Source organism: Lewinella sp. JB7 (assembly GCF_024297185.1).
Classification (GTDB): domain Bacteria; phylum Bacteroidota; class Bacteroidia; order Chitinophagales; family Saprospiraceae; genus Neolewinella.
This window is the reverse complement of sequence record NZ_JANCTD010000001.1, coordinates 821,543-845,401: the sequence shown is the minus strand read 5'-3', so window position 1 is coordinate 845,401 and position 23,859 is coordinate 821,543. Positions and strand designations below refer to the sequence as shown.

Genomic DNA, 23,859 nt, shown 5'->3' with positions numbered 1-23,859 from the left:
AATGGAGCGGATAGTTGTGGGGGAAACGAAGGTAAAAACATGGTTAGTATCGTAGCAGCAGCCGTGGAACAAAGTTTAACAGATCGTCAGGCAAAATCGCGGCGGGGCGACAAATGAGGATCATTGTTTGGTCCGTGGGTTAAAAATGATGGGCGGCGGCACCCCCGCGCCGATCCGTTGCCGGAGGTTGTAATTGAGGGTGATCTCGTGGCTACCGTCCTGCACGCTGCGCAATTCGGAAACGGTGAGATCGTAAGCATAGGCCAGGGAAATCTTGTCGGAAAGATTCAGACCGGCCATTAGTACAATCGCGTCCGAGGTCTGATTATTGTAACCCCGGTAGGCTAGGCCGGCAAAAACATTCTCATTGTAACGGGCGATACCACCAAAACTCAACTGATGCTGGGTGCCGTCGCTAACGGCGAAGACCATGGGAGAAACCTCCCAGGCGCGCAAAAGATCGAAACGGGCGCGTAAATATCCGTGGTACTGCCGGCCGAGTTGGTAATCCAGTCCGGGAAACGACAGTACGCCCTCGGAAAGATTGCGCACCGACAAGCCCCCCTCGATCCGTTCCGCCTGGTAGTACACGCCGGCGGTGACCGTAAAGGTTCCCGCCCCCTCGTTACCCGTGGGCAGCAAATCGTCGTTGTGAATGATGAAGCCCGGCTCGGAATAGTCGCCCTCCGGAGTGCGCAGTTGCGCCCCATTCAGGCTCATTTGCAGATACCGCCCGGAAAGCCCCACCGACCATACGGCATTGGCTCGCACGAGTTGATAGTTCCAGGTGACGCCGAAGCGGTTGAGCTGGCGAGCCCCGATATCGTCGCGCTCGGCTTCCACGCCGAATCCGCTGCTGAGAAAGTATACCGGCAGGTGGGCGCTGATCCGCTGTCCGCTGGGCTGGCCGTCCAGGCCCGCCCACTGGGTGCGGTAGGTGCCCGTGACGCTCAGGCTATTGTCTAGGCCGGCGTAGGCGGGATTGAACTGCACCGGATCCAACCAGTACAGACTGTACTGGGCGAATTGCTGCGCTCCCGCGGTCCCGCACAACAGGAGCAACATAAGGGCCGGAAGTAATTTTCGGATCATGGACGATCAGTTCAAAAGTTGGCGTGCCGCGTCGCTGTTATCAACCGGGACGCGGCAGGTCTGGTTCTCGCACACAAAGTAGCGAAGTTCAGTAAGGTAGCGATTCGCGAGCAGGGGAAGGTCTTCCCGGGGCGCCCCGGACGCGACGATCAGTAAGCCGGGTCGGTAGTCCGACAAGAATTCACGGGCGGCGTCACGTGCCCCGCTTCCGGTGATGACGAGTTCGCGGGTATCGGTATTTAGTAACAGGGCCGTGAGCCCCCAGCCGGCGAAACTGGTGGGGTACCGTTCGATGGCTCCGGCCATGTCGCCGATCATTTTCGCGGCGCGGCGCTCGTAGCGCTCCTCCCCCGTAAGTCGGCCAAGGCGGTACAGATTGTGCGCCATCTGGGAATTGCCGCTCGGCAGGGCATTGTCGTAGTAGTCCTTCGTCACTACGGGCAATTCACTCTCGGTAGGTGGCCGGAGGTAGAACATGCGGTCCGCATCGTCGGAGAAGTTGTCGAGTACCAGATCCACCAGCGCGCGGGCATCGCGGAGCGCGTAATCCAGCTCGAAGGTGACCTCGCTCAGGTCCAGGGCAGCGGTGGCCAGGGCAGCGTAATCGTCGAGGAAGGCGGGCGCGCCGAGTTTGCCGGAAGTCCGGTTGCGATACCACCGTCCTTCGTTGTGGAGCTGCTCCCCGAGACTACGATACAAGGCAGTAGCCAGCGTGAGGTAGCGATCGTCGCGGGTAGCCCGGTAGCACCAGGTCCAGCCGGAGACCAAAAGGGCATTCCACTGCAATATGAGTTTATCGTCGGCCCCAGGGGGAATACGCATGCGGCGGGCGTCGGCCAGGATACGGCGGGCGTTAGCGATCTTGGCGGTCGCGACATCGACGGGCAGATCGGTCACGACGGGTAGCGGCCCGGGGCGGTAAGGGATGTTCGTCCGTTCCTCCTCCCAGTTCCCCGCGGGGGTGATGCCGTAGAAGTCCGCGACCAGTTCGGCATCTTCGGGCGGTAGCAGGCTACGGAGTTCGTCGTACTGCCAGACGTAGTACTTCCCCTCCACCCCTTCGCTGTCCGCGTCGAGGGCCGCCCGGTAGCCCCCGTCGGAGAGGGACATTTCGCGTTCCAACCAGTCGGTAGTTTCCTCAATAGCCTGCAGGTAGCGGGGATCCGGCGTGACGAGCTGCAACTTGCCCAATAGCCGCAGCAACAGGGCGTTGTCGTAGAGCATCTTCTCGAAGTGAGGTACCCGCCAGTGGGCGTCGACGGTATAGCGGCTGAAGCCCCCGCCGATCTGGTCGTAGATCCCCCCGGCCAGCATGGCCCGCATCGCGTGGCCGGCCTGGTAAACGTCGTTATTGTTCCCGGAGAGGATACCGTTGGCGAGCAGGAGTTCGAGCGCCTGGCTCATAGGGAACTTGGGCGCCCCGCCGAAGCCGCCGCGGGCGCCGTCATAGTTTTTGCGCAAGTTTTCCATCATGGCGGTCACTCCCCCGCCGTCCTCGCGTTCGATGCCGAGTAAGCGGTCGCCGCCGCTGCTGATGTTTTGGATCAGATTACTGGCCTGTTCTTCCAGGCTGCCCCGGTCCTCCCGAAAAAGCTTAGCGAAATGCAGCAGGAGTTCGGTCCACGAGGGTCGGTTGTACTTCCGTTCCGGGGGGTAGTAGGTGCCGGCGTAGAAGGGGCGGGCGTCCGGAAGCAGGAAGGCGTTCAGCGGCCACCCTCCCCCGCCGGTGATGGCCTGGCAGGCGTCCATATACACCTGATCCACGTCGGGTCGCTCCTCCCGGTCGACCTTGATGCACACGAAATGCTCGTTCATCACCCGCGCCGTAGCCTCGACCTCGAAACTTTCCCGCTCCATGACGTGGCACCAGTGGCAGGTGGAATATCCGATACTGACCAGGATGGGCTTGTCTTCCCGTCGGGCTCGCTCCAGCGCCTCGTCGCCCCAGGGATACCAGTCGACCGGGTTACCGGCGTGTTGCAGGAGATAGGGGGAGGTTTCGTATTGGAGACGGTTCATCGGCGGTGCTTTAGTAGTATAAGCGAAGGGGCTGTTCGGAGTTCGCTCACCCCTTATCTCCCCTGCGCGGACGGCACCGTCCGGCGGGGTACGCTTCCGTCCGGTAATTCCCAGGGGCGGATCGGCTCCAGCGGCATTTCGTGCAACCGCTTTACGGTGAGGCTGGCGGCATTGCGGTAGGGGGGCAAGCCGATGGTGATCGCTTCCTGGGGCACGTCCGTGCGACGGGTACCGTGGATCGCGTCCCAGAAGGGGAAAACCACCCCGAAGTTGGAGTTGAACTCTTCCTTTACGATGCTGTGGTGAATGCCGTGAAGTCGGGGTGTAATCATCAGTTGTGAGAGGCCGCGATCCACGGCGTCGGGCAGGCGCAGGTTACTGTGGTGGAAAGCCGTACAGCCCTCGAAAACGGCTTCGTACAGGAGCACCAGGCGGGCCGGCGCGCCGATGAGGGCGATCATGCCCCCGCGGAAGAAGATTGAGAACACCTGCTCCCCGAGGTGAAAGCGGAAACCGGTGGTGACGTCCATATCCAGATCACTGTGGTGCACCCGGTGCATGCGAAAGAGCAGCGGCACGCGGTGGGTGAGCACGTGCCAGAGGTAGTTAGTGTAGTCCAGCAACAGAAAACTCAGGGCATACCGTGCCGGTCGCGGCAGTCCCAGCCAGCGCACCAGACCGAAACGTCGGCGGTCGGTCAGTTCGCCCGCCCACACCATCGCCGGCAGCAGGGCCGCCCGTACCACGGCAAAACCGGTGGCGGCCACCGCCGTATTCACCAGGGAGCGCTTCAGTTTTGACTGTCGCTGCTCGCGCAGGACCAGCACCTCTTCCAGCAAGTACAGCCCCGCTACCACGCCGGCCAGCACGGGGAAGGCCCGACGGTCGAACCAGGGGAAGAAAAATTTCAGTTTAGGCATACCGTCTGAATGCGGCCGGCCCCGCGGATGTTTTCTCCACCCGCCGTAGTACAATGCGGCCTCCGGCCGCGAAGTACAAAGCGGTCTCTGACCGCGAAAGCACAATGCGGTCTCCGACCGCGAAGTACGATGCGGCCTCCGGCCGCGAAGTATAGGGCGGTCTCCGACCGCGCCGCTGCCCCTCCAGATCGCCCGGACCGGCACCAGAGTCCCTATATTACTATCACCTGATAAATCCTCACCCTCCGATGAAATCTCCCCTCCTGCCGCTTGTGCTTGCGCTGCTGACCACGACCACCCTCCGCGGCCAATCCCCCATCCCGAACTATACCCCCGTCGACACCCAGCTGCACCAGACCATCCTGGCCATGGACCAACGATACTTCGATGCCTACAACAACTGCGATCTTACCACCCAGGCCGCGATGTATACCGACGACTTCGAGTTCTACCACGACCGCGGCGGGTTAGCGACCTCGAAGGAAGATCTGATCCAGGCGCTGAAGGCCAACATCTGCGGCAAGGTCACCCGCTACCTGCTGCCCGAAACCGTGGAGGTGTATCCCATTCCCGGTTTCGGCGCGGTTCAGCTGGGCTACCACCGGTTCGAGAACGCCGCGGAACCCGGTGCGCCTTCCGTCCCGGGCCGTTTCGTGGCCGTGTGGCGGCAGTCGGGGGAAAAATGGCAGCTGCACCGCATCATCAGTCTGCACTGATCTCCGCCGGCTCTCCGTCACCGTCGTCCTTCCGGTCGGAAGTGGCGGCGTACACTAAGCAGGGTTGCAGGCGGGAACGCGGCGGCAAGCGCGGATGAATGAACGCCCCCCGGTAGTGCATACCAAGTTGCTGCATGATCCGGATGGAAGGCAGGTTGCGGTGGGTCGTTACGGCGATCACCTCGCCTAGTTGCAGGGTTTCGAAAGCGTGGGCCAGACACGCCCGGGCGCCCTCCAGCGCGAGTCCCTGTCCCCACACTTCCGGGTGTAGCCGCCAACCGATGTCTACGCAGGGGGTAAAGTAGGCGGGAAAATCCTGTCGGGCAAGACCGACGAATCCCACGACCCGCTTATCGGCGTGCTGCTCGGCGGCGAAATAACAGAAGCCGTGCTCCTTGTGGTGCGCACGAAATCGTCGTACCTGGGCGTCCGTTTCCCGCTTATTCAGGGTGCGGGGGTAGTGCTCCATCACCCGGGGGTCGGCATTGATGGCGGCCAGCGACGGCACGTCCTTGATCATCCAGGGGCGCAGGTGCAGACGTTCGGTTCGCAGCATGAGGGTCAGGTCTTAGGTACGGCTGGCGGCGGGGCGCGGGAGCAGCGATTTGGGCAAAGCAGCGGACGAATCCGGTAGTCCTAAGGTAAGCCCTGCGGCCCACTTTTTCATCGGCGGTGGCCACCGTAGCTTTACGGCAAGGATGCACGGCGGGAAATAGATTACCCACCCTGTCACCTACATTCACCAACACCCGTTGGACGGGGTGACCCCGTCCAACGGGTGTTGAGCTTAAAAGCAACAAATTGATGGGCATTAAATTCCTACTCCTGCTGTTCGTCCTCCATCTTCCCGTATTGGTACAGGCCCAGAGCGCACCGCCCGTTCGCTACCAAAGTCCGTCCCTAGAAATTCATTCCCTTACGCCAACCACCTTCGTCCACGTGAGCTACCTCGAGGTCGAGGGTTACGGGCGGGTGGCGTGTAATGGTGTGCTCTACGTAAGCGGCTCGGAGGCCGTGGTCGTCGACGCGCCCACCGACGATGCCGCCACCAGCGCCCTCCTTTCCTGGATCGATACCGCCCTCCAGGCTAGAGTGACGGCGGTGGTAGCCACCCATTTCCACGAGGATTGCGTAGGCGGGCTCGGGGCATTCCACGCACGGGGCATTCCGTCGTACGCTCTCCACGAAACGATCGACCGGGCGACGGCGGGCGGAAATCCGGTCCCGCGACACGATTTCGATTCCACCCTTACGCTGACCGTCGGTGAGCATCCGGTTATCAACCGTTACTTCGGCCCCGGACATACCACGGATAATATCGTCACCTACGTGCCAGAGGGGGAAGTGCTCTTCGGCGGTTGTCTCGTTAAATCGTGGGGCGCGGGCAAGGGGAACCTGGAAGATGCGGACGTCAGCCAGTGGTCGGCCACTATCGAACGTATCCGCGAGGCCTATCCGAATGTTCGGCACGTCGTACCCGGCCACGGACCGGCGGGAGGTCCGGAGTTGCTGGACTTTACCATTGACCTCTTCGCGGCCGATAAGCAGTAAGGCCCCGACAGACTCCCCGGGTATGTACAAACGCCCCGCCCGTCACCGGAGTCCGTTGCTTTCTTATACTCCGTAGCACCCGCGCGCCGCCGCCCAACCCCCGCGCGTGATCTGACGTTGATAACAAAACATCTACGAAGAATGGGCGCCGACCTCCAAACCAACACCTACCTTTCTCCCGGCATACAGGCAATGCTTCCGTTTCTGTACGCGGCCTGGTCGGACCGCCACCTAAGCGTACCGGAAATCGAATCCTTGCGGCGGGAGGCGGCCCAGTTGCCTTTCCTGACGGAAGACGACCGCAGGGTGCTGAGCGACTGGAGCGATCCCGTGCATCCGCCCAGCCGGGAACGGTTTCAGCAGTGGCTGACCAATACGCGCCGGGCCGCCGAAGCCCTTCCCACTGATCGCACTGCCAGTCTGGCCGAACTGGGCACCTGGCTCGGGCAGGCCGCCGAAAGCGATCCCGAGGCCCGGGCCGACTACTGGCGGGAGCAACTTCCCGCCCTCCTCCAGATTGAACAGGGGCTCGGCGGCGTACGGGAGGACACCTACCGTAGTCTCTTCCCCCGCTACGATGAACGGGAGAAACTGAACGAGGCTATCCGGGAATCGAGCGTGGATCCGGCCCATTTGCAGCAAATTCTGGAGGGGCCTCACGCCGAGGTCATCCGGCGGGTGAAGGAGATTTTGTTACGCCCCTCCTTCGAACGCACCATCCTGCGCATCAAGGAAGACTACCGTGAACAGGTCCTGCGCTGGTGCAAGGAACTTGCCCGGGAAGGCATCGGCGCCCTGTCGTATCCCCGCGAATACGGCGGTCAGGGAAGCATGCAAGACTACGCCGCGGCCTTCGAGACCATCGCCTACCACGACCTCAGCCTGACCATTAAGTTCGGCGTCCAGTTCGGACTCTGGGGCGGCGCGATCTACAATCTGGGCACCAAACGCCACCACGAGGCCTACCTCCGCGAGACGGGCACGCTGGAACTCCCGGGGTGCTTCGCCATGACCGAAACCGGCCACGGCAGCAACGTACGCGGACTGGAAACCACCGCCGTGTACGACCACGAGAACCGCGAACTCATCGTACATACGCCCAGCATCACGGCCGGTAAGGAGTACATAGGGAATGCCATGCACAGCCGGATGGCGGCGGTCTTTTGTCAGTTGATCGTGGACGGGGAAAGCCACGGCGTACACGCGGTGGTGGTGCCGATCCGCGACGAGGCCGGACATACGCTGGCCGGCATCCGGGTGGAGGACAATGGCTATAAGCTCGGATTGAACGGCGTCGACAACGGTCGGCTGTGGTTCGATCAGGTGCGGGTGCCGGTGGATAATCTGCTGGACAAATACGGCGGCATTAGCGCGGAGGGGAACTACGAGAGTCCGATCGAAAGTCCGAGCCGTCGCTTCTTTACCATGTTGGGCACGCTTGTAGGTGGTCGCGTATTCGTGCCGCGGGCCGGACTGAGCGCCGCCAAATCGGCCCTGACCATTGCCGTGCGCTACGGACTGCGGCGGAGGCAGTTTCCCGGGGAATCGTTGCGCTCGGAAACCATTATTCTCGACTACCCGAACCAGCAGCGGCGTTTGTTGCCCCTGGTGGCGAAAGCGTACGCCGTGCAGTTCGGACTCGATCACCTGCTGGACCGCTACGTCAACCGCACGGAGGAGCAGATGCGCGAGATCGAGGCCATGGCCGCCGGCCTGAAGAGCTACGCCACCTGGTTCGCGACCGCCGCCATCCAGGAAGGCCGGGAGGCTACCGGCGGAAAGGGCTACCTGGCCGAGAACCGCTTTGCCGACCTGAAGGCGGACACCGATATCTTCACCACCTTCGAGGGGGATAATACCGTACTGATGCAGTTGCTGGCCAAAAGCCTGCTGACGGAGTTCAACAAGAGCTTTCAGGAAGACGGGAACATCGCGGTGCTGAAGTACCTCGGGCGGCGGGTAACCACCATCGTCACCGAACAGAACCCCTACGTAGTACGGCAAACCGACCGCGAACACCTGGAGAGTCGGAGCTTCTACCAGTCGGCCTTCCACTTCCGTGCCCGACGGCTCGTAAGCACTCTAGCCCAGCGATTACGGGCATACATCAAGGACGGAAAGAGCGCGTACGAAGCTGGACTGCTCTGCCAGACCCACATGATTGCCGCCGCCGAAGCCTACGTAGAGCAACTGGTGCTGGACGAGAGCCTGCGGCGGGTGGACGGGCTGGATGGGGCGCGACATCCGTCGGAGGGTTCGGAACCATCCAACGGAGCCGCGCAACTTTTGGAAAAAGTGATCACCCTCTACGCGGCTCACACCATCGAGGGTCACGCGGCCTGGTACCTCGAGAGCGGCTACATCAGCGGGCCGAAGAGCAAGGCCATCCGCAAGCTGGTGGACATCCTCTGCGCGGAGTTGCGGCCGGAAGCCGGCGTGTTGGTCGATGGTTTCGGGATACCGGACGAGTTGCTGGGTGCGCCGATCGCGCTGGCGTAAGCTTTCGCTTCTTGAGTCATCGGAATCCTCCGTGGCGATTTCATGTGCCGGACCGGGTCGGGTAACCCCGTTGGACGGCTATAGCCGTTGGACCGCTATAGCCGTTGGACCGCTGTAGCCCTCCAGCGCCATTTCCCCGTCACCCCCGTGTAAATATTCCCGTGTACCTACATCAATCAGAACTCCCGACCGGGTGACCCCGTTACACTGGCAAACCCATACCCATGCTAAACCATCTCCTATCCGAGTATCAACTCGGCAAGATCACCCTGAAGAACCGCGCCGTCATGGCCCCCCTCACACGCTCCCGGGCGGAGGGCAATGTGCCAAATTCCCTGATGGCCACCTACTACGGCAACCGTGCCGGCGCCGGTCTGATCATCAGCGAAGGCACCTCTCCGAGCCCCAACGGACTCGGTTACCCCCGCATTCCCGGCAATTTTTCGGCCGAGCAAATGGAAGGCTGGAAGAAGATCACCACGGCCGTGCACGAGCAAGGCGGCAAGATCTTCATGCAGTTAATGCACTGCGGCCGCGTGAGCCACCCCGACAATCTACCCGCCGGGGCCCGCGTCCTCGCCCCCAGCCCCGTAGCCTTGACCGAAACCCAGATGTACGTCGACGGTAAGGGTATGCTCGATATCCCGCTGGCGGAGGAAATGAGCATCGAGGACATCACCGCTACCGTCGAAGAATACGCTCACTCCGCCAAGCTCGCCATCCAGGCCGGTTTCGACGGGGTGGAACTACATGCCGCCAACGGCTACCTGCTCGAGCAATTCATCCATCCCAGGACCAACCGGCGCAGCGACCAGTACGGCGGATCGGTAGAGAACCGTCTGCGCTTCCTGCGCAACGTAGCGGAGGCCACCGCAGCCGCGATCGGGGGAGACCGCCTCGGCGTACGGCTGTCGCCCTACGGCGTCTTTAACGAAATGGGAACCTTCGATACCGTGGATGAGACCTTCACCGAAGCCGCCCGGCTGCTCGACGAGATCGGCGTTACTTACCTCCACCTCGTGGATCAGGAGGATATGGGCGCGCCGCCCGTACCCGATGCCATCAAAGCCAAAATCCGCGAGGTATTTAGCCGCAGCCTCATCCTGTCGGGTGGTTACGACGCTCACCGGGCCGAAGAAGACATTAGCACCGGACGGTGCGACCTCGTCGCTTTCGGCCGGCCCTTCATCGCCAATCCCGATCTGGTCGAGCGGTTCCGTGAGGGTACCGAACTGAACGTCCCGGATTACGACACCTTCTACACTCCCGGCCCCGAAGGGTACATCACCTACCCCACCCTGGCGGAATCCGTCTGATTCAGGAGGACCCGCTAGAATGATAAAGGCCCGATCGTCAGTTGACGATCGGGCCTTTTGCTTGTTTCGAGTAGTCTCGGTTCCTTGGCTACCGGTCCGCCTTAAACTTTTCCACTTGCTTGCCGAGGTCGTAGACGGCTACGCGGTCCCCCAGCTGTTTCCGTAGAATGCTGGCTCCGATGGCCGACTGGTATCCTCCACCGCAGTGTACGACGATGGGCCGGTCTTGCGGTATTTCCCGCCACCGGTCGCGCAGTGTCCACACGGGCACGTTGAGGGCTCCGTAAAACCGGGTATCCTCCACGGCGGCTGCCGGTGGGCGTACGTCCACGATCGTGTACTTCCCCGTATGGTGTTCCTTCAGATCCTTCAGGTCGAGCGGGGTTTCTATCCGTTCGTTCAGTCCGCCGGTCCAGCGGACGACCCCCTTTACCTGCCGGTCGTAGCCGATCTTCGCGATGGACTGTGCCACCCGGTAGGCATTTTCTTCACTATCGACCAGTACGTAGAAGTCCTCGCCCGGCCGCACGATCGATCCGAGCCACAAAGCAAAAGGACCTTCCGCCTGGATGTTGATGGCATTCAGCGCGTGCCCGGCCCGAAAATCCACGGCGGGTCGGGTATCGATGATCAGGGTTTCTTCGCCGAGGGGCAGGGCAACGGGCGCGGACGCGGGTGCAACGTTTTTTCCGGAAGCGGCATCCTCCGGTGTCAAAATCACGGCACCTCCCTGGCTATTTACGATCGGTCGGTTCAGTTGCAGCGCCTGACGGTGGTCGTCTCCGATGAGTTCGCGGAAGGGCGCGAGGGCGACGGCCCACACGGGATACCCCGCCGAATTGTTTTCCCGACAACCCTTGACGTAGGCGGGAACGAAGGGGTAATCCTCCAGCAGCCAGTCGGCGAAGAGGTCCGCCGTTTTATGCTGAAACGCGGGATTCTCCGCCTGCGCTTCCGTGAGGTTGAATTGGCCGTGGGTGGAGCTTTCCATCTTACTGAAGTGAGCGTCCTCCCCGAAGCCCGCGTACACGGTTGCCCGGGGCGCGAAGCCCTTGATGATGTTGTGGATGCTGGCGTACATCTCCTTGGCATAGGTACGTTTGCCGTGCAGGGGGTTCATATCCTCCGGGCGGGGCAGCGGATAGCCCACCCCTTCCTTCAGCAGGGTCTGACCGGTAAAGATGCCCTGAGTGTCCCCCTTTTTGTCCATGACCACCAGACTGATGCTATCGGCCGTGTATCCAGGAGTCAGCTGGGTCATTACGTGGCAACCGTCTCCAAATTCGATCATGGTGGCCCGTCCGGCCTGACGGTAGCGGCCCTCTCCGTGAAACTGGTAAGTGGAGGCACCGATTACGTCGGCTCCGCTAAGCTCCCGCAGTTCGGCCCACCCGCTCGCGAAAGTTCCGGGAAGGTGGGTGAGGACAATGGCCCGCAGGTTGAGTTTGTGGTCTTCCAGGTACTCCAGATAGGGCCCGACGTTGCGGTTAGGGTCTACGCATACGGCCTCACTCCCGTCGGAAATGAGGTAAGAATACTGATCAATGGTCTCGTCGTGGAATCGTTGTACGTGCATACCCAAACAATCGGCCCCGGGGGGGCGGATGTTTAGTACCGCCGCGTGATCATGGGGGAATGCGCCCCCGGTCCCCCCGGCCGCTTCCGCAGCTCGTCCAGGCGGTCGCGGCACTCATTACAGGTGGCCAGGTGCTCGCTGATCTGCCGGTAGGCCGAGCGGTCTTCTTGCTTCGTTACTTCGTTCCAGTAATCCAGCAACTCTTCATCGTCGGGGTGACGAAAACTACCCATCACCTCCCTGCCGATGCGGAAGATGATGTAACCGGCGACGGCGGCGATGATCAGAACGTCCATACCGACCTTAACGATGTTTGCCCGGCCCCGGTTGGCCGCCCCCCCGCTCATCCGGTCAATTAATCCGTTCGTAGAAATCCGGCGGCCATCCCGTGGGGGCTCCGTACTTTACCCCAATGTCCGTTGCTACCAGAGAATCATCCGGCAGCTACCTCAGCGGTTTTGCCGACCGACTGGGCAGCACCCTCGTACGCCGGCCCTTCTACCACGGACTGGGGTGGCTGGCCTTTTTTGCCATTCTCGTTATTCTACAGCTGCAGGCCGGAGAGTACAGCATCGGTCTGGTGCTGATCAACGAGTTGATTACCATCGTGGTCTTCATGGTCGTGGTGTACACCAACCTGCTCTTTCTTTTTCCAAATTACCTGAAGCCCGGTCGCTTCTGGATCTACCTGGCCGCCCTCGTCGGGCTGTCGGTCATCTTCACGCCGATGGAGCTGGTAATTAAGTACTTCCTCTTTTCCTACCGGGAAAAGGTGCAGATCGATCTGCTCAACAATATGGAAGCCTACTTCCTCGGCAACTTCCTCATCGGGGGCGTCAGCTCGATGGGCAAGATCATGACCGACTGGATCGCCGAAAACCGCAAAAAACAGGAGGTCGAGAACGAGACGATGCAGTCCGAACTGCGCTTCCTGAAGTCGCAGATCAACCCCCACTTCCTCTTCAACACCCTTAACAGCCTTTACGCCCTTACCCTTAAAAAATCCGATAAAGCCCCCGACATCGTCATCAAGCTCTCCGAGATGATGCGGTACATGCTTTACGAATGCAACGAACCCCAGGTACCTCTGCGCAAAGAGATCAACTACCTCCGCAATTATCTCGACCTGGAACGACTCCGGCAACGCGAGGGCATCGACATCACGTTGGAGGTGAAGGGACAAGTCGTTGATCAGCAAATCGCGCCCCTGCTGCTCATACCATTTCTCGAGAACAGCTTCAAGCACGGCATCAACGCGGCCATTCGGGGCGGATTCGTGCACGCCATCCTTCAGGTTGAGGTAAAGTCCATCCGCTTCGACCTAGAGAACTCAAAGGGGACCGTTCTTCCCCGCTCCCCCGACACCGCCCGTCCCAGCGGGGGCATTGGGCTGGTCAATGTCCGCCGGCGCCTGGAACTTCTCTACCCCGACCGCCACCAACTCGACATCACCGAAACTCCGTCCACCTACGCCATCCACCTAACTTTACAGCTTTAGACCCTCACATTTCCACACCTCTACACATCCCCCTTCCCATGATTCACGCCATCATCGTCGACGACGAGCCCCTCGCCCAAGATATCCTCGAAACTTACCTCGAACGCATTCCCGAAATCGAACTGATCGCGAAGTGCGACAACGCCTTCGAAGCCAACGACGTACTCAAGCGGGAAGACGTCGATCTCATGTTCCTCGACATCAACATGCCCCAACTGAGCGGCACCGACTTCCTGCGCGGACTCACCGATCCCCCGGTAACCATCTTCACCACCGCCTACCCAAATTACGCTCTGGACGGGTTCGAGCTTAACGCCCTGGACTACCTGGTCAAGCCCATCAGCATGGACCGTTTTCTGCAGGCCTGCAACCGGGCCGTCGACCAGGCCGCCCTCAAGCAGAAGGCTAAGGCCCTTCCGGTGGAGGATGGCGGCCCCGGTTACTTTTTCGTGAAGGCCGACAAGAAGCTCGTTCGCGTCAATATCGATGAGATCGTCTACATCGAAGGCCTCAAGGACTACGTCATCATCCGGCTCCCCGACGACCGGGTCATCACCCTCCAGACCATGAAGTCGCTGGAAGAAAAACTGCCCACCGCCGACTTCCAGCGCATTCACCGCAGCTACATCGTCAACCTGCGCCGCATCGAAGCGCTCCAGGGCAATATGGTCGAAGTCAAGGAGAAAGGAAAGATCACCTCCCTACCCGTCGGTAAGAGCTACCGGGACATACTGGCCGATCGCATCGAGAAACTGAAACTGTGAGTGGTGGTTTAGGTCGCTCACTGCGTTCGCTGGTAGTTCTTTAGTTTCGCTCGCGGGGCTCGCTGGTAGTTCTTTAGTCCGCTCACTGCGTTCGCTGGTAGTTCTTTAGTCTGTTGGTAGTATGGTAGTATGGTACACGTAGCGTAATCTGGTCTTGTATTACGGTGATCTGGCAGTATGGGAAGTGTTGCAGGAATCGCCGGATCGTTTACTACCGCACTAACCACCAACCATACTACCCCCTAACGCACCAACTACCTACCATACTACCCCCTACCATACTACCCCTAACGCACCAACTGCCTACCATACTACCCCCTACCATACTACCCCCTAACGCACCAACTGCCTACCATACTACCCCCTACCATACTACCCCTAACGCACCAACTGCCTACCATACTACTCCCTAACGCACTAACGGCCTACCATACCACCCCCTACCATACTACCCCTAACGCACCAACTGCCTACCATACTACCCCCTAACGCACTAACGGCCTACCATACTACCCCCCACTATACTACCCCCTAACGCGCTAACGGCCTACCATACAACCCCCTACCACACTACCCCCTAATGCACTAACTGCCTACCACACTACCCCCTACCATACTACCCCCTACCATACTACCCCCTAACCCCCTAAAGTACTAACCCCCCCCTACTCCACCACCACCCTTCCCCCGGCGGTATTGCCTCCGAATTCCGGCGCGTACATACATTCCACCCGCCCCAGTCCGCTGCTGAAGTTGCCGGCGTACGTTGCGAACAGATCGTACTCCAGCACGTATGTTCCCTTCGGCAGATCACTGATGAAAAAATTGGTGGCCAGATTCCCGGGTGCGAAGTAGTAGCCGAGGCCATTGTCGTAGCGATAGACTGACAGAGCGTTTACCGGCTCGAAGGTGGCGGCGCGACGGTCCTTTACGTGGACGTAGTCCATATCCCGGTCGCTGCGGAGCGTCAGCCGGACGGTGATGCGATCGCCGTGATGGAGCGGCTCCTTCTCCGTGATTGCTACCAGTTGATCCGCTTCCTTTCGGTAGAGTTCCCGTTCCAGCGACAGCGGTCCGGCTTCGCTTTGGCGTACCCGGTCGGCGCGTTCCGTATACTGCCAGTAGATGCCTCCCCACACGAGGTCGTTCCCGCGATTTTTTACCTCTACGGTAGCCAGTTCCTTGCTTACCTCACTGGCGGGCAGGCGCAGGCTGAACTCTCCCGTAGCCGCTTCGGCCGTTTGCTGCAGGGCGCGGACGCGGGAGCTGAGGTCGTTCCCGTCGGTCCCGGGCCAACTGGCATCGATCGTTCGGCCGTTATCCCGGGCGACGAAGCGCTCTCCGCCGTTCAGTATAGCGTAGACGGCGGCGGCGGTGGCTTTCGTCGTAGGCCAGTGGTTGGTCCGCTTGTTGGTGAGCAGCCAAAGGCGCATCTCGTCCAGTTCCTCCTGAGGCGCAGCGACCGACCGAAAGGCTTCCAGGATGCGGGTATGCGTTTCGATGGGCAGGTTGTTCCACCGGTAACCGGCTTCGTATTTCCAGTACATCCCGAATTCATCCGAGTGCAGCGCGCGCTCCCGCAGACTTTCGATGACGGTCATAGCGAGGGTGTTATCCGTGGCCTGAGCCGTTAGGGCAATCAACGCTTGTTCATACAGGCCGTAACGCTTCCATCCGGCGAAGGCGCGCTCGCGATAGAAATCCAGCGGACGGGCATCCGTGGGCGCTTTTACCTTGCTCATGGCCCGAGCATACAGATAGTGCACCTGGAGGGCGGAGGGCTGGTAAGTCTTACGGAGCTCGCTCCCGTCGCTCTCGCGGGCGAACAAGCGCTCAAAATCGTCCGCGAGTTGCTGATCGAGATATCCGACGGCGGCCTTCGTGATGCGCTGAACCGTTTCTTTCTGATTATCGGCGATCACGCCGAGCTGGCGCATGCGGGCCAGGGTTTCCAGTACGTACTGCGTCATGTACCGGTCGGGGCGACCGTCGGGGAACCAACTGTACGCGCCGTCACTTCCCTGGCGGGCCGCCAACTTATCCAGGGCCTGCCGCTGTTCGACGGCCAGTCGCTTCAACTGGAAAAGATCGGCGATGCGGGCCCGCTGGGCGGATTCCGACTGGGCCTCCCGGACCCAGGGCGTTTCGGTAAGCAATGCGTTCTTCAGCTCGAGGTTTTGTTCGAGTTCGCTGAGCAGGGCGGTACTGTCGGACTGCCACTTGCGGAATACTTCCTCCAAGATGGGTCTTCCCGCTACCGTCACGTACGCGAGTTGATTAGCGAAGTAGCGATTAACGACTTGCTCGGTGCAATCGTAGGGATATTCCATAAGGTACGGCAGCGCCTTCAGCGCGAGCCAAGCCGGATTGGTGGTGGCCTCGAAGGTGTAGCTTACGTGAGTGAGGGACGGACTCATCTGATCGGCCAGACCGGGGATAGTAAGTGACTTGTCGTCCTTACGCCGCAGGTAAAAGGGTTTGCTGACAGTCACCAGGGTACGATCGGTCAGGATGGGGACTACGTTTTCCTCCCCATCGCTGAAGTTTCCGGCCCGGGCAATGATCCGGTAACCTAAGGGTCCCCTCAACGCGGCCCCCTCCGGAACGGTCAACGGGAAACGAAGGGTGACCGAGCCACTACCCGTAAGCTCGGCTTCTTTACGGAAAGGCGCGGCACCCGCGGCCCCGCCCATGTCCGTAATCGCTTCGTCGGTCAGCGGGTCGAAGAGTTCCAGCTCCACGGTGGCCAGCATCGCCTCGGGAGTGGTATTGGATACGCGGACCGTCAGGTCGATGGCGTCGCCCTCCCGCAGGAAGCGGGGCACGTTGGGGAGCACCATGAGTTCCTTCTGGGTGACGATCTCCCGCTCGGAGATCACGTAGTTCAGTTTTTTATCGTGGGCAAAGAGCCGGAACTTCCACGCCGTGAGGGCCTCCGGACTGGTGAAGGACACCTCCAGGGAACCATCGGGGCCGGCCGTCATTTCCGGTAGCCAGAAGGCGGTCTCCTGCAGGTTGGTACGAATCTGTACGGATCCTTGTTCTTCCTCTCGCATTTCTTCCACGGCGGGCGGCGGCGGCGGCGGGGCGGGAGCCGCTGCCTGAGCGTCGGCGGCCATGGCCATCTCGGGGGCGGCATTCATGCGCATTCGGGCCCGGCCCTCGACGGCCACGCCGTACACTTTACCCTGCAGGGTTTCTCTGAGCCCGTCGAACAGAATCAGGCGGGGGAGACCGGGCAGCGTATCCTTGACCACGAAATCGGTGGGCGCGCCGAAAGACCGCCCCCAGTCGCTTCCGAAGCTGGCCCCGTTCAGCAGCGACCGCCCTCCGTAAAAGTAGGGGTAGGGCGAAAACTGCCAGTCCTGACCGGCATAGAGTTGGTCCAGGCTCGCATCGTACATCGTAGCCAGGGCGGCCGCGGCGGCGGGCAGACTGTCGCTCGACTTCAGCCGAAGGGTCCACCGTTCCGGCATTCCGGGGCGCAAGCGGTCGCGGAAGGTAGCGTAGGTGACGGTGAGCTCGCGATTCTCCCAGGTCAGGGGTAGCATCCGGTTCTCTTCGAACACCCGGTTGGCACGGACAAAGGCCAGCTTGAAAGATAGCCCACCGCGGTCGGCTTCCGAAGGAGTATAGAGAAAGGTGAGCCGCCGCCCCCGGGTGCTGTCACGCCCCGTTTCGATACCGCGCCGGCTCTGCCACTGGTGGTGCACCAGGGGCAAATCGATCGCCGAGATCAATTGAAGTTCGAGGAGCTCCCCTACTTCCACCCCGGAAACCTGGTCGAGCTGGAACAGAACCCCGGCGGGCAAGTCGGCGGTCGCCGAACTGTATACGCTAAAGGTGGTGGGCTCCCCGCCGGTTCCATCGGCGTAGGTCCACTCGACGCGGTAGTGGCCCACCGGGAAGTCGGCGGGTAGCGTCACCGTTGTCTGCCCGTTTCGGACGGTAACGGCGGGATCGGCGTGTACGGCGGCCCCGGTAACCGGCCACGTCGCCAGGTCCGGAACGGGGGCGTAGGCGAGGTAGGGGAAGTTGCGCTCGAAGGTCCCGCGCTCGATGACCGGTCGGTCGGGAATGCTCCAATCGCGCTGGAGGATGGCCGCGTTGGGTTTTTCTACCGGAACGATGCGCAGCGCGATCCGGAGGCTGGTGTCCCTGCGGTCGCTGAGGACGTCGAGGTGTAGGCTATCGCCGCGGTCTACGGTTTCTTGCCGTGGACTGACCATGATGGCCGGTCGTTCGCCACGGATTCCGAATCCGGTCGTTGCCTGGTGGGTTTCACCGGTAGCATCGGCGACGTCCGCCTCCACCACGTAGCGGTAGCGTCGGTAGCCGTCGGTCTGCAGATCGGTGGGGGTTATCACCGCGAAAGAAAATCGTCCGTCGGGCCCGGTGATCGCACGACCACTGGTCACCAGTTCACGATCTCCGCCGCCGCCGTCGCCGTTTCGGAAGTAATGGAACATATAGCGGACCTCCTCTACGAAGACCCGATAATTGACGCGGGCATCCGCCACGGCCGGGCCGGCGTAGGTCATGGCCCGGCCCGTGATGGTTACTTCCTCGCCGGGCGTAGCGGCATCGGGCCCGTCCAGGGTAACCTCGAAGCGGGGACGTTTGTATTCCTCGACGCGCAGGCTCACGCTGCCGTTATCGGTCTGGATGCTGAATTCACCGGTCAGTCCGCCCGCCGGCAGGTCGAAGCCGCTGCTGAACCGGCCGTAGGCATCGGTAACGACTTCCCGGGTTGCTACTTCCTGATAATTGGCGTCGCGTAGGGTCACGGTTACTGGTTCGTTCGGCAGGATGGAGGGCATTAGCTCCTCGTCCGTCTGGTAGCGAAGGCCATACACGTGGATCGTCTGGCCGGGGCGGTAGATCGGCCGGTCGGTCAGTAAGGTGGTGTAGGCGGTGCGCCGGTTGGGTCCGGCATCGTTCGCGTACTCGCCGACTTCGGTAACGAGGCGATCGGCGGAGTTCGGATCGGTGAGAATGAGTTGGTAGTTATTGTAGCGCTCGATGCGGGGGAGGGTGAACGTTCCGGAAGCATCGCTGCGGCGGGTTTCGACCTGGAGGTAGCTGCGGTTGCGTCGGTTTTGCTGGCGAATGGCTACCGCGATGCCGGCTCGGGAAGCTCCGGTGGTGCGGTCGACGACCTGAACGATGTCCTGTCCGCTGCCGGTAAGTTTGACTACGGCCAGATCCGTTACCTGAAAACTCGTGGCCGTCAGCATGCCGGATTTGGTGCTGAAATCCGGCTCACTGGAAATGATGAGGTGGTAGCCGCCTGCGGGCAGAGGATTAAGATCCAACTCGGTAAGGTGCTGGTTATGATCGTCGTTGGCTACCAGCCGTTGGCTTCCGGTAGTGACGGGGCGGCCCTTCATCAGGGCGGCCAGTCGCTCGTCGTTACGGTAAGATCCCGTCACCTCCTCCGCCGGGTCGTAAGCGTATACCCGGTAGAAGACGCGTTCGACGTTCCGGTAGGTGAGACCAACGAGTAGATGCCGGCGCCGGGGATAGTAGGACTGGTTCTGGCTCTGTAGGGAGGGAGCCGTGATGGATGCGCGTAGTTGTCGGGCTTCGACGCGGGCCAGTTCGTCCGCCGTTCCCACCCGCTCGAGTAATTCGAGGGCCCGCACCCGGGGGCGTGCGCCGAGAGCTTCGTCCTCCCGGTCGAGTAGGCGAGCCATCTCGGTGAGTATCCGGTCACGTTGGGGCGTGCCGGCGTAGGCTTCGTACATTTTTTCCAGCGCGGCGAGGTAGATCGTGTCCGGCGCTCCGTTGCGGTGTACGAAGCGCATGCGTTCCAGATCGGCATGAAGCAGGGCCGGGCCACCCTCCTTCAGGTGGTAAGCGATCCACTGTTGGTACAGCAGCAGTTTGCGGGGCGTGCCTTTGGTGAGATTGTAGTTTTCCTCCAGCTTCAGACGAACGAAGGCCGGGGCGGATTGCAGCAGGCGCGTGGGGTTGGAAAGTCGCGTGTCGGTCACCGAGCCGAGTGAACTACCTAAAATCTTCATCGCCTCATCGATGAGCAGATCGTAGAGCGTGGGCAATTCGGCGGTCCGGGTTTGTCCTCCCGCGACCAGGGCGGGAATGCGACCGAGGGCAATCTGATTTTCGCGGGCGAGGTCGAGTCCTTGGTACAGGTAGTCCCTGCCGGCCACCAAAAGCTGTTCCATACTGTAGTCGGCCAGGGCGGTCGAATCCCCTACCCTGGCACCGGCGATAGTGGTGGCGTCGCGTAGTCGGTAACTGTTCCGTTCGGCGAAGTCATGGAGCGTCCGGCCGAGCATGACGTGGACGAGCGCCGCGACTACCGGTTTATCGCCGTGTTCGCCAAGTTCCCCGCGCAGTAGATCGACTACGGCCTGGGAACCGTCTTCCTCCAGCATTTCCGTGTACGCTACCCGGTAATTCAGGGCCTTGACCATCTGGTCGGCGTGGCCCGCCCGCTCCGCCGCCGTAAATATTTCTTCGGCTACGGTCCGGGCGCTGCGGTACTTACCGGCGTCGGCCAGGTCGCTGAGTTTTCGGTACTGATCGGAGTATTGGGCCATCAGGGAAGTTGCGAAGAACAGGGCGAGGAGGAAGGTCAGGTAGCGCATAGTGGACGGGATGTCGGGAGTACGGAGTGCGGTTTGCTTGCCCCCTTGATGCACGGGACAACCCGATTGCACGGACTACGTACGTTAAGGAAAGTATAAATGAACAGGGGGAACGAAGGTTGGTGCGCAGAATGGCCGCCGAACGGCGCGAACACCCCGGCATTAAATCCGATATTTCCGGGGTGCAGAACTTCTTACTTCGCCGCCGTTCCAGCTTCGATCCTCCACGATTTCAGGGTTGGGGCCGCAGCCGGAACTACTTCGAAGGCTGGTACTTCAAGATCGTCGTGCCCGAACGGGGACTGGCCTACGCCTTCATTCCCGGGGTCAGTTACGGCCGGAACGGCGACAATCACGCGTTTCTACAGGTGCTCGACGGAGTCGCCGCTACGTCCGCCTATCATTCCTACCCGATCGAATCCTTTGCACCGGCCACCGACCGGTTCCACATCGACCTGGGACCCCACCAGTTCGCTACCGACCGGCTGCGGGTAAGCTTGCCCGATCTGGACGTCGATCTTAAATTGGAGGAGGTCACTCCCTGGCCCGCTCGCCCGCTGGCTCCCGGCGTCATGGGCTGGTACGGTTTCGTACCCGGGATGCAATGTTACCACGGCCTGGTGAGCCTGCACCACCGGCTTAGCGGTATGATTACCCGGAACGGACACCCCGTGGACATTAGCAGTGGAGTGGGTTACACCGAAAAGGACTGGGGTACGGGCTTTCCCGACGCCTGGATCTGGACGCAGAGCAACCACCTTTCCGGGACCGACCAGCCGGCCAGCCTGATGGCCAGCGTAGCCAGCATACCCTGGCTGGGTTCGAGTTTCACCGGATTTCTGTGTACCCTCCTACTCGACGGTCAGCTATTCACGTTCACCACCTGGACGGGCGCGCGGGTCGACGTTGATTTTCCGGCAGACACCGAGGCCGTCCGCATCGTTTTTCGTGACCGGCGTCACCGGCTTACCCTTACCGGCTACCCGGCGGCGGGCGGGCGCCTGGCTAGTCCCATCGCCGGAGCCATGACGGGGAAGATCAACGAAAGCCTGCGGGCCGAATTGGAGGTAAGCTTAGCAACCGATGGCCGGGAGTGCTACCGTGGACGGGCCAGCTGGGCGGGACTCGAGGTGAGCGATAATGCACGTCGCCTCCTGGCCCGCTAAGCCAATCGATCAGGTAAAGTACAGGACTTCCGCCTCCGGAAAGTCGCGCGCAATGCGCTCCGTGAACCACTCCTTTAGCTCCTTCATCTGCTCCCGGGGGTAGACAAATTTGTGGCTGCCGAACTTATTCAGCTTCTTCGAACGGCGCTCCTCGTCGAAGTCCAGGGAGGTGTTGGGGTACCAGTCCAGGAGGATCTCCTTCGAGCCGGGGGTGAAGCGGTGCGTAATGAGTTCGAAGGTGAGGTCGGCCCCGTCGTCGAGCGTGTTGCGGAGCTGATCAAGCAGGTCCCCGTAGTCGACTCGCCAGTTGTCGAAGGGCATCAGCGGAGCGAGTACCGCTCCGACCCGGTAGCCGGCATCGGTGAGTTTGCGCATCGCGACTAGCCGGGCTTCCAGATCGGCCGTCCCTCCCTCGAGTCGTTGAGTGACCCAGTCGGCGTTGAGGCTGATGCGGCAGCGCGTCTGTCCGTTGTGGGGCAGGTTCAGCAGGGGGGATACGTCGTCGTACTTCGTCACCCAGCGCAGGCGGGCGTCGGACTGCTCGCCGAACCAGGTGATGGCCCGGGAGAGGGAGCCCGTGAGGTGTTCGATGCCGAGCGGATCGGTATAGCAACTGGCCTCGAAGGTCGTCAGTGCACGGTGGGGATCGATGTAGGCGGCGAGATTGTCGAGGATCTGATCCAGATTCGCGTAGGCACGGGTTACCGGTGCTCCGGGCAGGCTCCCGGCGAGGTAGCAGTACTGGCAGTGGGCCGGGCAGCCCTTGGCTAGGTGAAACTGCCAGTCGGCCGAGGGGGGTATCGGGGTGAGCTTGAACTGCCCGGCCGGCGCGTTGACGATCGCCAGGGTATTCTTGGCCTTGCGGTAGGTTTCGCGGGTGGTCGCTCCCCCCAGTTTGGGGAGCCGGTTCGCGGACATGACCTCGTATTCCACTCCCAGTTTGGCAAGCCGTTCGGCAATGCGGCGGCCGTGCTCTTCCTGCCAGGCGGCGGCGGTGAAGTACACGTGTTTAGGCTTCCAGGCGCGCGCGGAACGGCCGGCATGGCGGCGGGGCGCGGGAGCAAAGGTGGATACCGGGGGCGCATCGGCCTGGGAGATCGGACGATCAGCGTGGTCTTGCGGCAGACGGCCACTGATGTGGGGAGCTTGGGAGAGGGGGCGGGGCACGGACGACTACTTTCCCTTACAATGGAAACGGTCATCATCTTGTTCCGAAACGACGGTGGATCCCACCGACCGCGCCCAACCCCGCCCCACCGGGTGCGCGGGGCGCCTAGTAATCTTCCAGCTTGCGGCGAGTTTCCTCTACCCTGCGGACCTGATCTTCGATCTGCTGTTGCTTCGTTTCCTGGTCGACGATGTTGCGCTGGATGTCGGCTTCCAGTTCGGCAATGCGTTTCTGGGCGTCGACGATATCCTTCTCGGCACGTTCCTTATCGCGGCGCAGGCGATCCAGGTCCTTTTCCAGTTCCTTGAGTTTGTCCTCTTCGCTGTCCACATCCTGCTTGACCTGCTCCTTACTCACCTCGAGGGCGAAGCGCATGAGCATTTTCTCGGCTTCGAGGTACTGCCCCTGGTTCAGGTCCGGGCTGACGTAACCGTCGGGGGTGGCGATCCAGACGGTCAGTTCGCTGCCGTTTCCGACTTCCTTCACGGTGCTGTACAGATCTACCTTCCCACCGGCGCTGACGCCGGGCAGGCTGAAGTTCAGCGACGAGAGTTCGCCGTTGCGCACTTTTTTGGTCTTACTGGTCTTGACCCGGTAGTTGTCCTTAAGCCAGTCTTGCCACAGGTCGCTCACCAGTTTTTCTTCCGCGCTCGGCAGTTCCAGGATCAGGGCGTCGTTGTTTCCGCGACTCATCATTTGCTCCTGGCTGGTAACCTGGGCGGTAAGGCGGGCTCCGGCGAAAACGAGCAGGGCGATGAAGGTGAGGGAGTAGATGAGGTCTTTCATTTGGACAAGTGTTTGTGAAGTGTCGGCCGCGAATCTGACGACCGGCACTCCCTTTAGACGAAAAATAAGGAAAAGGTCACCGTGCCGTCGCAGAATCGCCCATTCATCGCTTTTGGTGCGGGTGGCGGCCCAGGAATAGTGAACGGTACGGGATGATTGCATCCGAGCTTCCAA

Annotated in this window: 16 protein-coding genes; 7 read left to right on the top strand and 9 right to left on the bottom strand. The window is 61.2% G+C overall.

Annotation, left to right across the window (positions count from 1 at the left end):
- Positions 1-120: 120 nt before the first annotated feature.
- Genes NMA52_RS03100 through NMA52_RS03090 form a run of 3 tightly spaced genes read right to left on the bottom strand, consistent with a single transcriptional unit; the run spans position 121 to position 4,031 of the window.
- Positions 121-1,092: a PorP/SprF family type IX secretion system membrane protein gene (locus tag NMA52_RS03100; RefSeq protein ID WP_254826174.1), complete on the bottom strand. Its 972-nt coding sequence runs from the start codon at positions 1,090-1,092 to the stop codon at positions 121-123.
- A gap of 6 nt (positions 1,093-1,098) precedes the next feature.
- Positions 1,099-3,111 (bottom strand): thioredoxin domain-containing protein, encoded by a 2,013-nt coding sequence (locus NMA52_RS03095; protein ID WP_254826173.1) that lies wholly within the window; start codon positions 3,109-3,111, stop codon positions 1,099-1,101.
- A 53-nt stretch (positions 3,112-3,164) separates the two neighbouring features.
- Positions 3,165-4,031 (bottom strand): sterol desaturase family protein, encoded by an 867-nt coding sequence (locus NMA52_RS03090; protein WP_254826172.1) that lies wholly within the window; start codon positions 4,029-4,031, stop codon positions 3,165-3,167.
- A gap of 248 nt (positions 4,032-4,279) precedes the next feature.
- Here NMA52_RS03090 and NMA52_RS03085 point away from each other — a divergent pair, with 248 nt between their 5' ends.
- A complete protein-coding gene (locus tag NMA52_RS03085) occupies positions 4,280-4,747 on the top strand; it encodes a nuclear transport factor 2 family protein (protein WP_254826171.1) in 468 nt (155 codons plus the stop codon).
- Here the strand turns inward: NMA52_RS03085 and NMA52_RS03080 are convergent.
- A complete protein-coding gene (locus tag NMA52_RS03080) occupies positions 4,734-5,303 on the bottom strand; it encodes a GNAT family N-acetyltransferase (RefSeq protein ID WP_254826170.1) in 570 nt (189 codons plus the stop codon). The two genes, NMA52_RS03085 and NMA52_RS03080, sit on opposite strands and share 14 nt — an antisense overlap.
- A 248-nt stretch (positions 5,304-5,551) precedes the next feature.
- Between NMA52_RS03080 and bla the strand changes: the two genes are divergently transcribed.
- The 3 genes from bla (at position 5,552) to NMA52_RS03065 (ending at position 10,113) form a co-directional block, all read left to right on the top strand.
- Entirely contained in the window at positions 5,552-6,298 is a 747-nt protein-coding gene (gene bla, locus NMA52_RS03075; RefSeq protein WP_254826169.1) for a subclass B1 metallo-beta-lactamase, read from the top strand.
- Positions 6,299-6,439: 141 nt separating this feature from the next.
- The gene (locus NMA52_RS03070) at positions 6,440-8,797 is read left to right on the top strand and encodes an acyl-CoA dehydrogenase (RefSeq protein ID WP_254826168.1); all 2,358 of its coding nucleotides are present in this window, start codon (positions 6,440-6,442) and stop codon (positions 8,795-8,797) included.
- A 224-nt stretch (positions 8,798-9,021) separates the two neighbouring features.
- The gene (locus tag NMA52_RS03065) at positions 9,022-10,113 is read left to right on the top strand and encodes an alkene reductase (protein WP_254826167.1); all 1,092 of its coding nucleotides are present in this window, start codon (positions 9,022-9,024) and stop codon (positions 10,111-10,113) included.
- A gap of 88 nt (positions 10,114-10,201) precedes the next feature.
- On the opposite strand, the gene NMA52_RS03060 is transcribed toward NMA52_RS03065, so the two are convergent.
- Positions 10,202-11,689, bottom strand: coding sequence for a rhodanese-like domain-containing protein (locus NMA52_RS03060; RefSeq protein ID WP_254826166.1), 1,488 nt, complete (start codon positions 11,687-11,689; stop codon positions 10,202-10,204).
- A 32-nt stretch (positions 11,690-11,721) separates the two neighbouring features.
- Complete coding sequence (locus NMA52_RS03055; RefSeq protein WP_254826165.1) at positions 11,722-11,985, bottom strand: hypothetical protein; 264 nt, start codon at positions 11,983-11,985, stop codon at positions 11,722-11,724.
- Positions 11,986-12,101: 116 nt separating this feature from the next.
- Here NMA52_RS03055 and NMA52_RS03050 point away from each other — a divergent pair, with 116 nt between their 5' ends.
- On the top strand, positions 12,102-13,187 hold the full coding sequence (locus tag NMA52_RS03050; protein ID WP_254826164.1) for a sensor histidine kinase: 1,086 nt from the start codon (positions 12,102-12,104) through the stop codon (positions 13,185-13,187).
- A 38-nt stretch (positions 13,188-13,225) separates the two neighbouring features.
- Positions 13,226-13,951, top strand: coding sequence for a LytTR family DNA-binding domain-containing protein (locus NMA52_RS03045; protein ID WP_254826163.1), 726 nt, complete (start codon positions 13,226-13,228; stop codon positions 13,949-13,951).
- 665 nt (positions 13,952-14,616) lie between these two features.
- Here the strand turns inward: NMA52_RS03045 and NMA52_RS03040 are convergent.
- Positions 14,617-20,565 (bottom strand): alpha-2-macroglobulin, encoded by a 5,949-nt coding sequence (locus tag NMA52_RS03040; RefSeq protein WP_254826162.1) that lies wholly within the window; start codon positions 20,563-20,565, stop codon positions 14,617-14,619.
- A 131-nt stretch (positions 20,566-20,696) separates the two neighbouring features.
- Here NMA52_RS03040 and NMA52_RS03035 point away from each other — a divergent pair, with 131 nt between their 5' ends.
- A complete protein-coding gene (locus NMA52_RS03035) occupies positions 20,697-21,731 on the top strand; it encodes a tocopherol cyclase family protein (protein ID WP_254826276.1) in 1,035 nt (344 codons plus the stop codon).
- Between the two features lie 9 nt (positions 21,732-21,740).
- Here NMA52_RS03035 and NMA52_RS03030 read toward each other — a convergent pair whose 3' ends face one another.
- Together NMA52_RS03030 and NMA52_RS03025 are read right to left on the bottom strand one after the other, a co-directional pair.
- Positions 21,741-22,829 carry a radical SAM protein gene (locus tag NMA52_RS03030; RefSeq protein WP_371930938.1) on the bottom strand — a complete coding sequence of 363 codons (1,089 nt, stop codon included), beginning with the start codon at positions 22,827-22,829 and terminating at the stop codon, positions 21,741-21,743.
- A 175-nt stretch (positions 22,830-23,004) separates the two neighbouring features.
- Entirely contained in the window at positions 23,005-23,685 is a 681-nt protein-coding gene (locus NMA52_RS03025; protein WP_254826160.1) for a hypothetical protein, read from the bottom strand.
- Positions 23,686-23,859 lie beyond the last annotated feature (174 nt).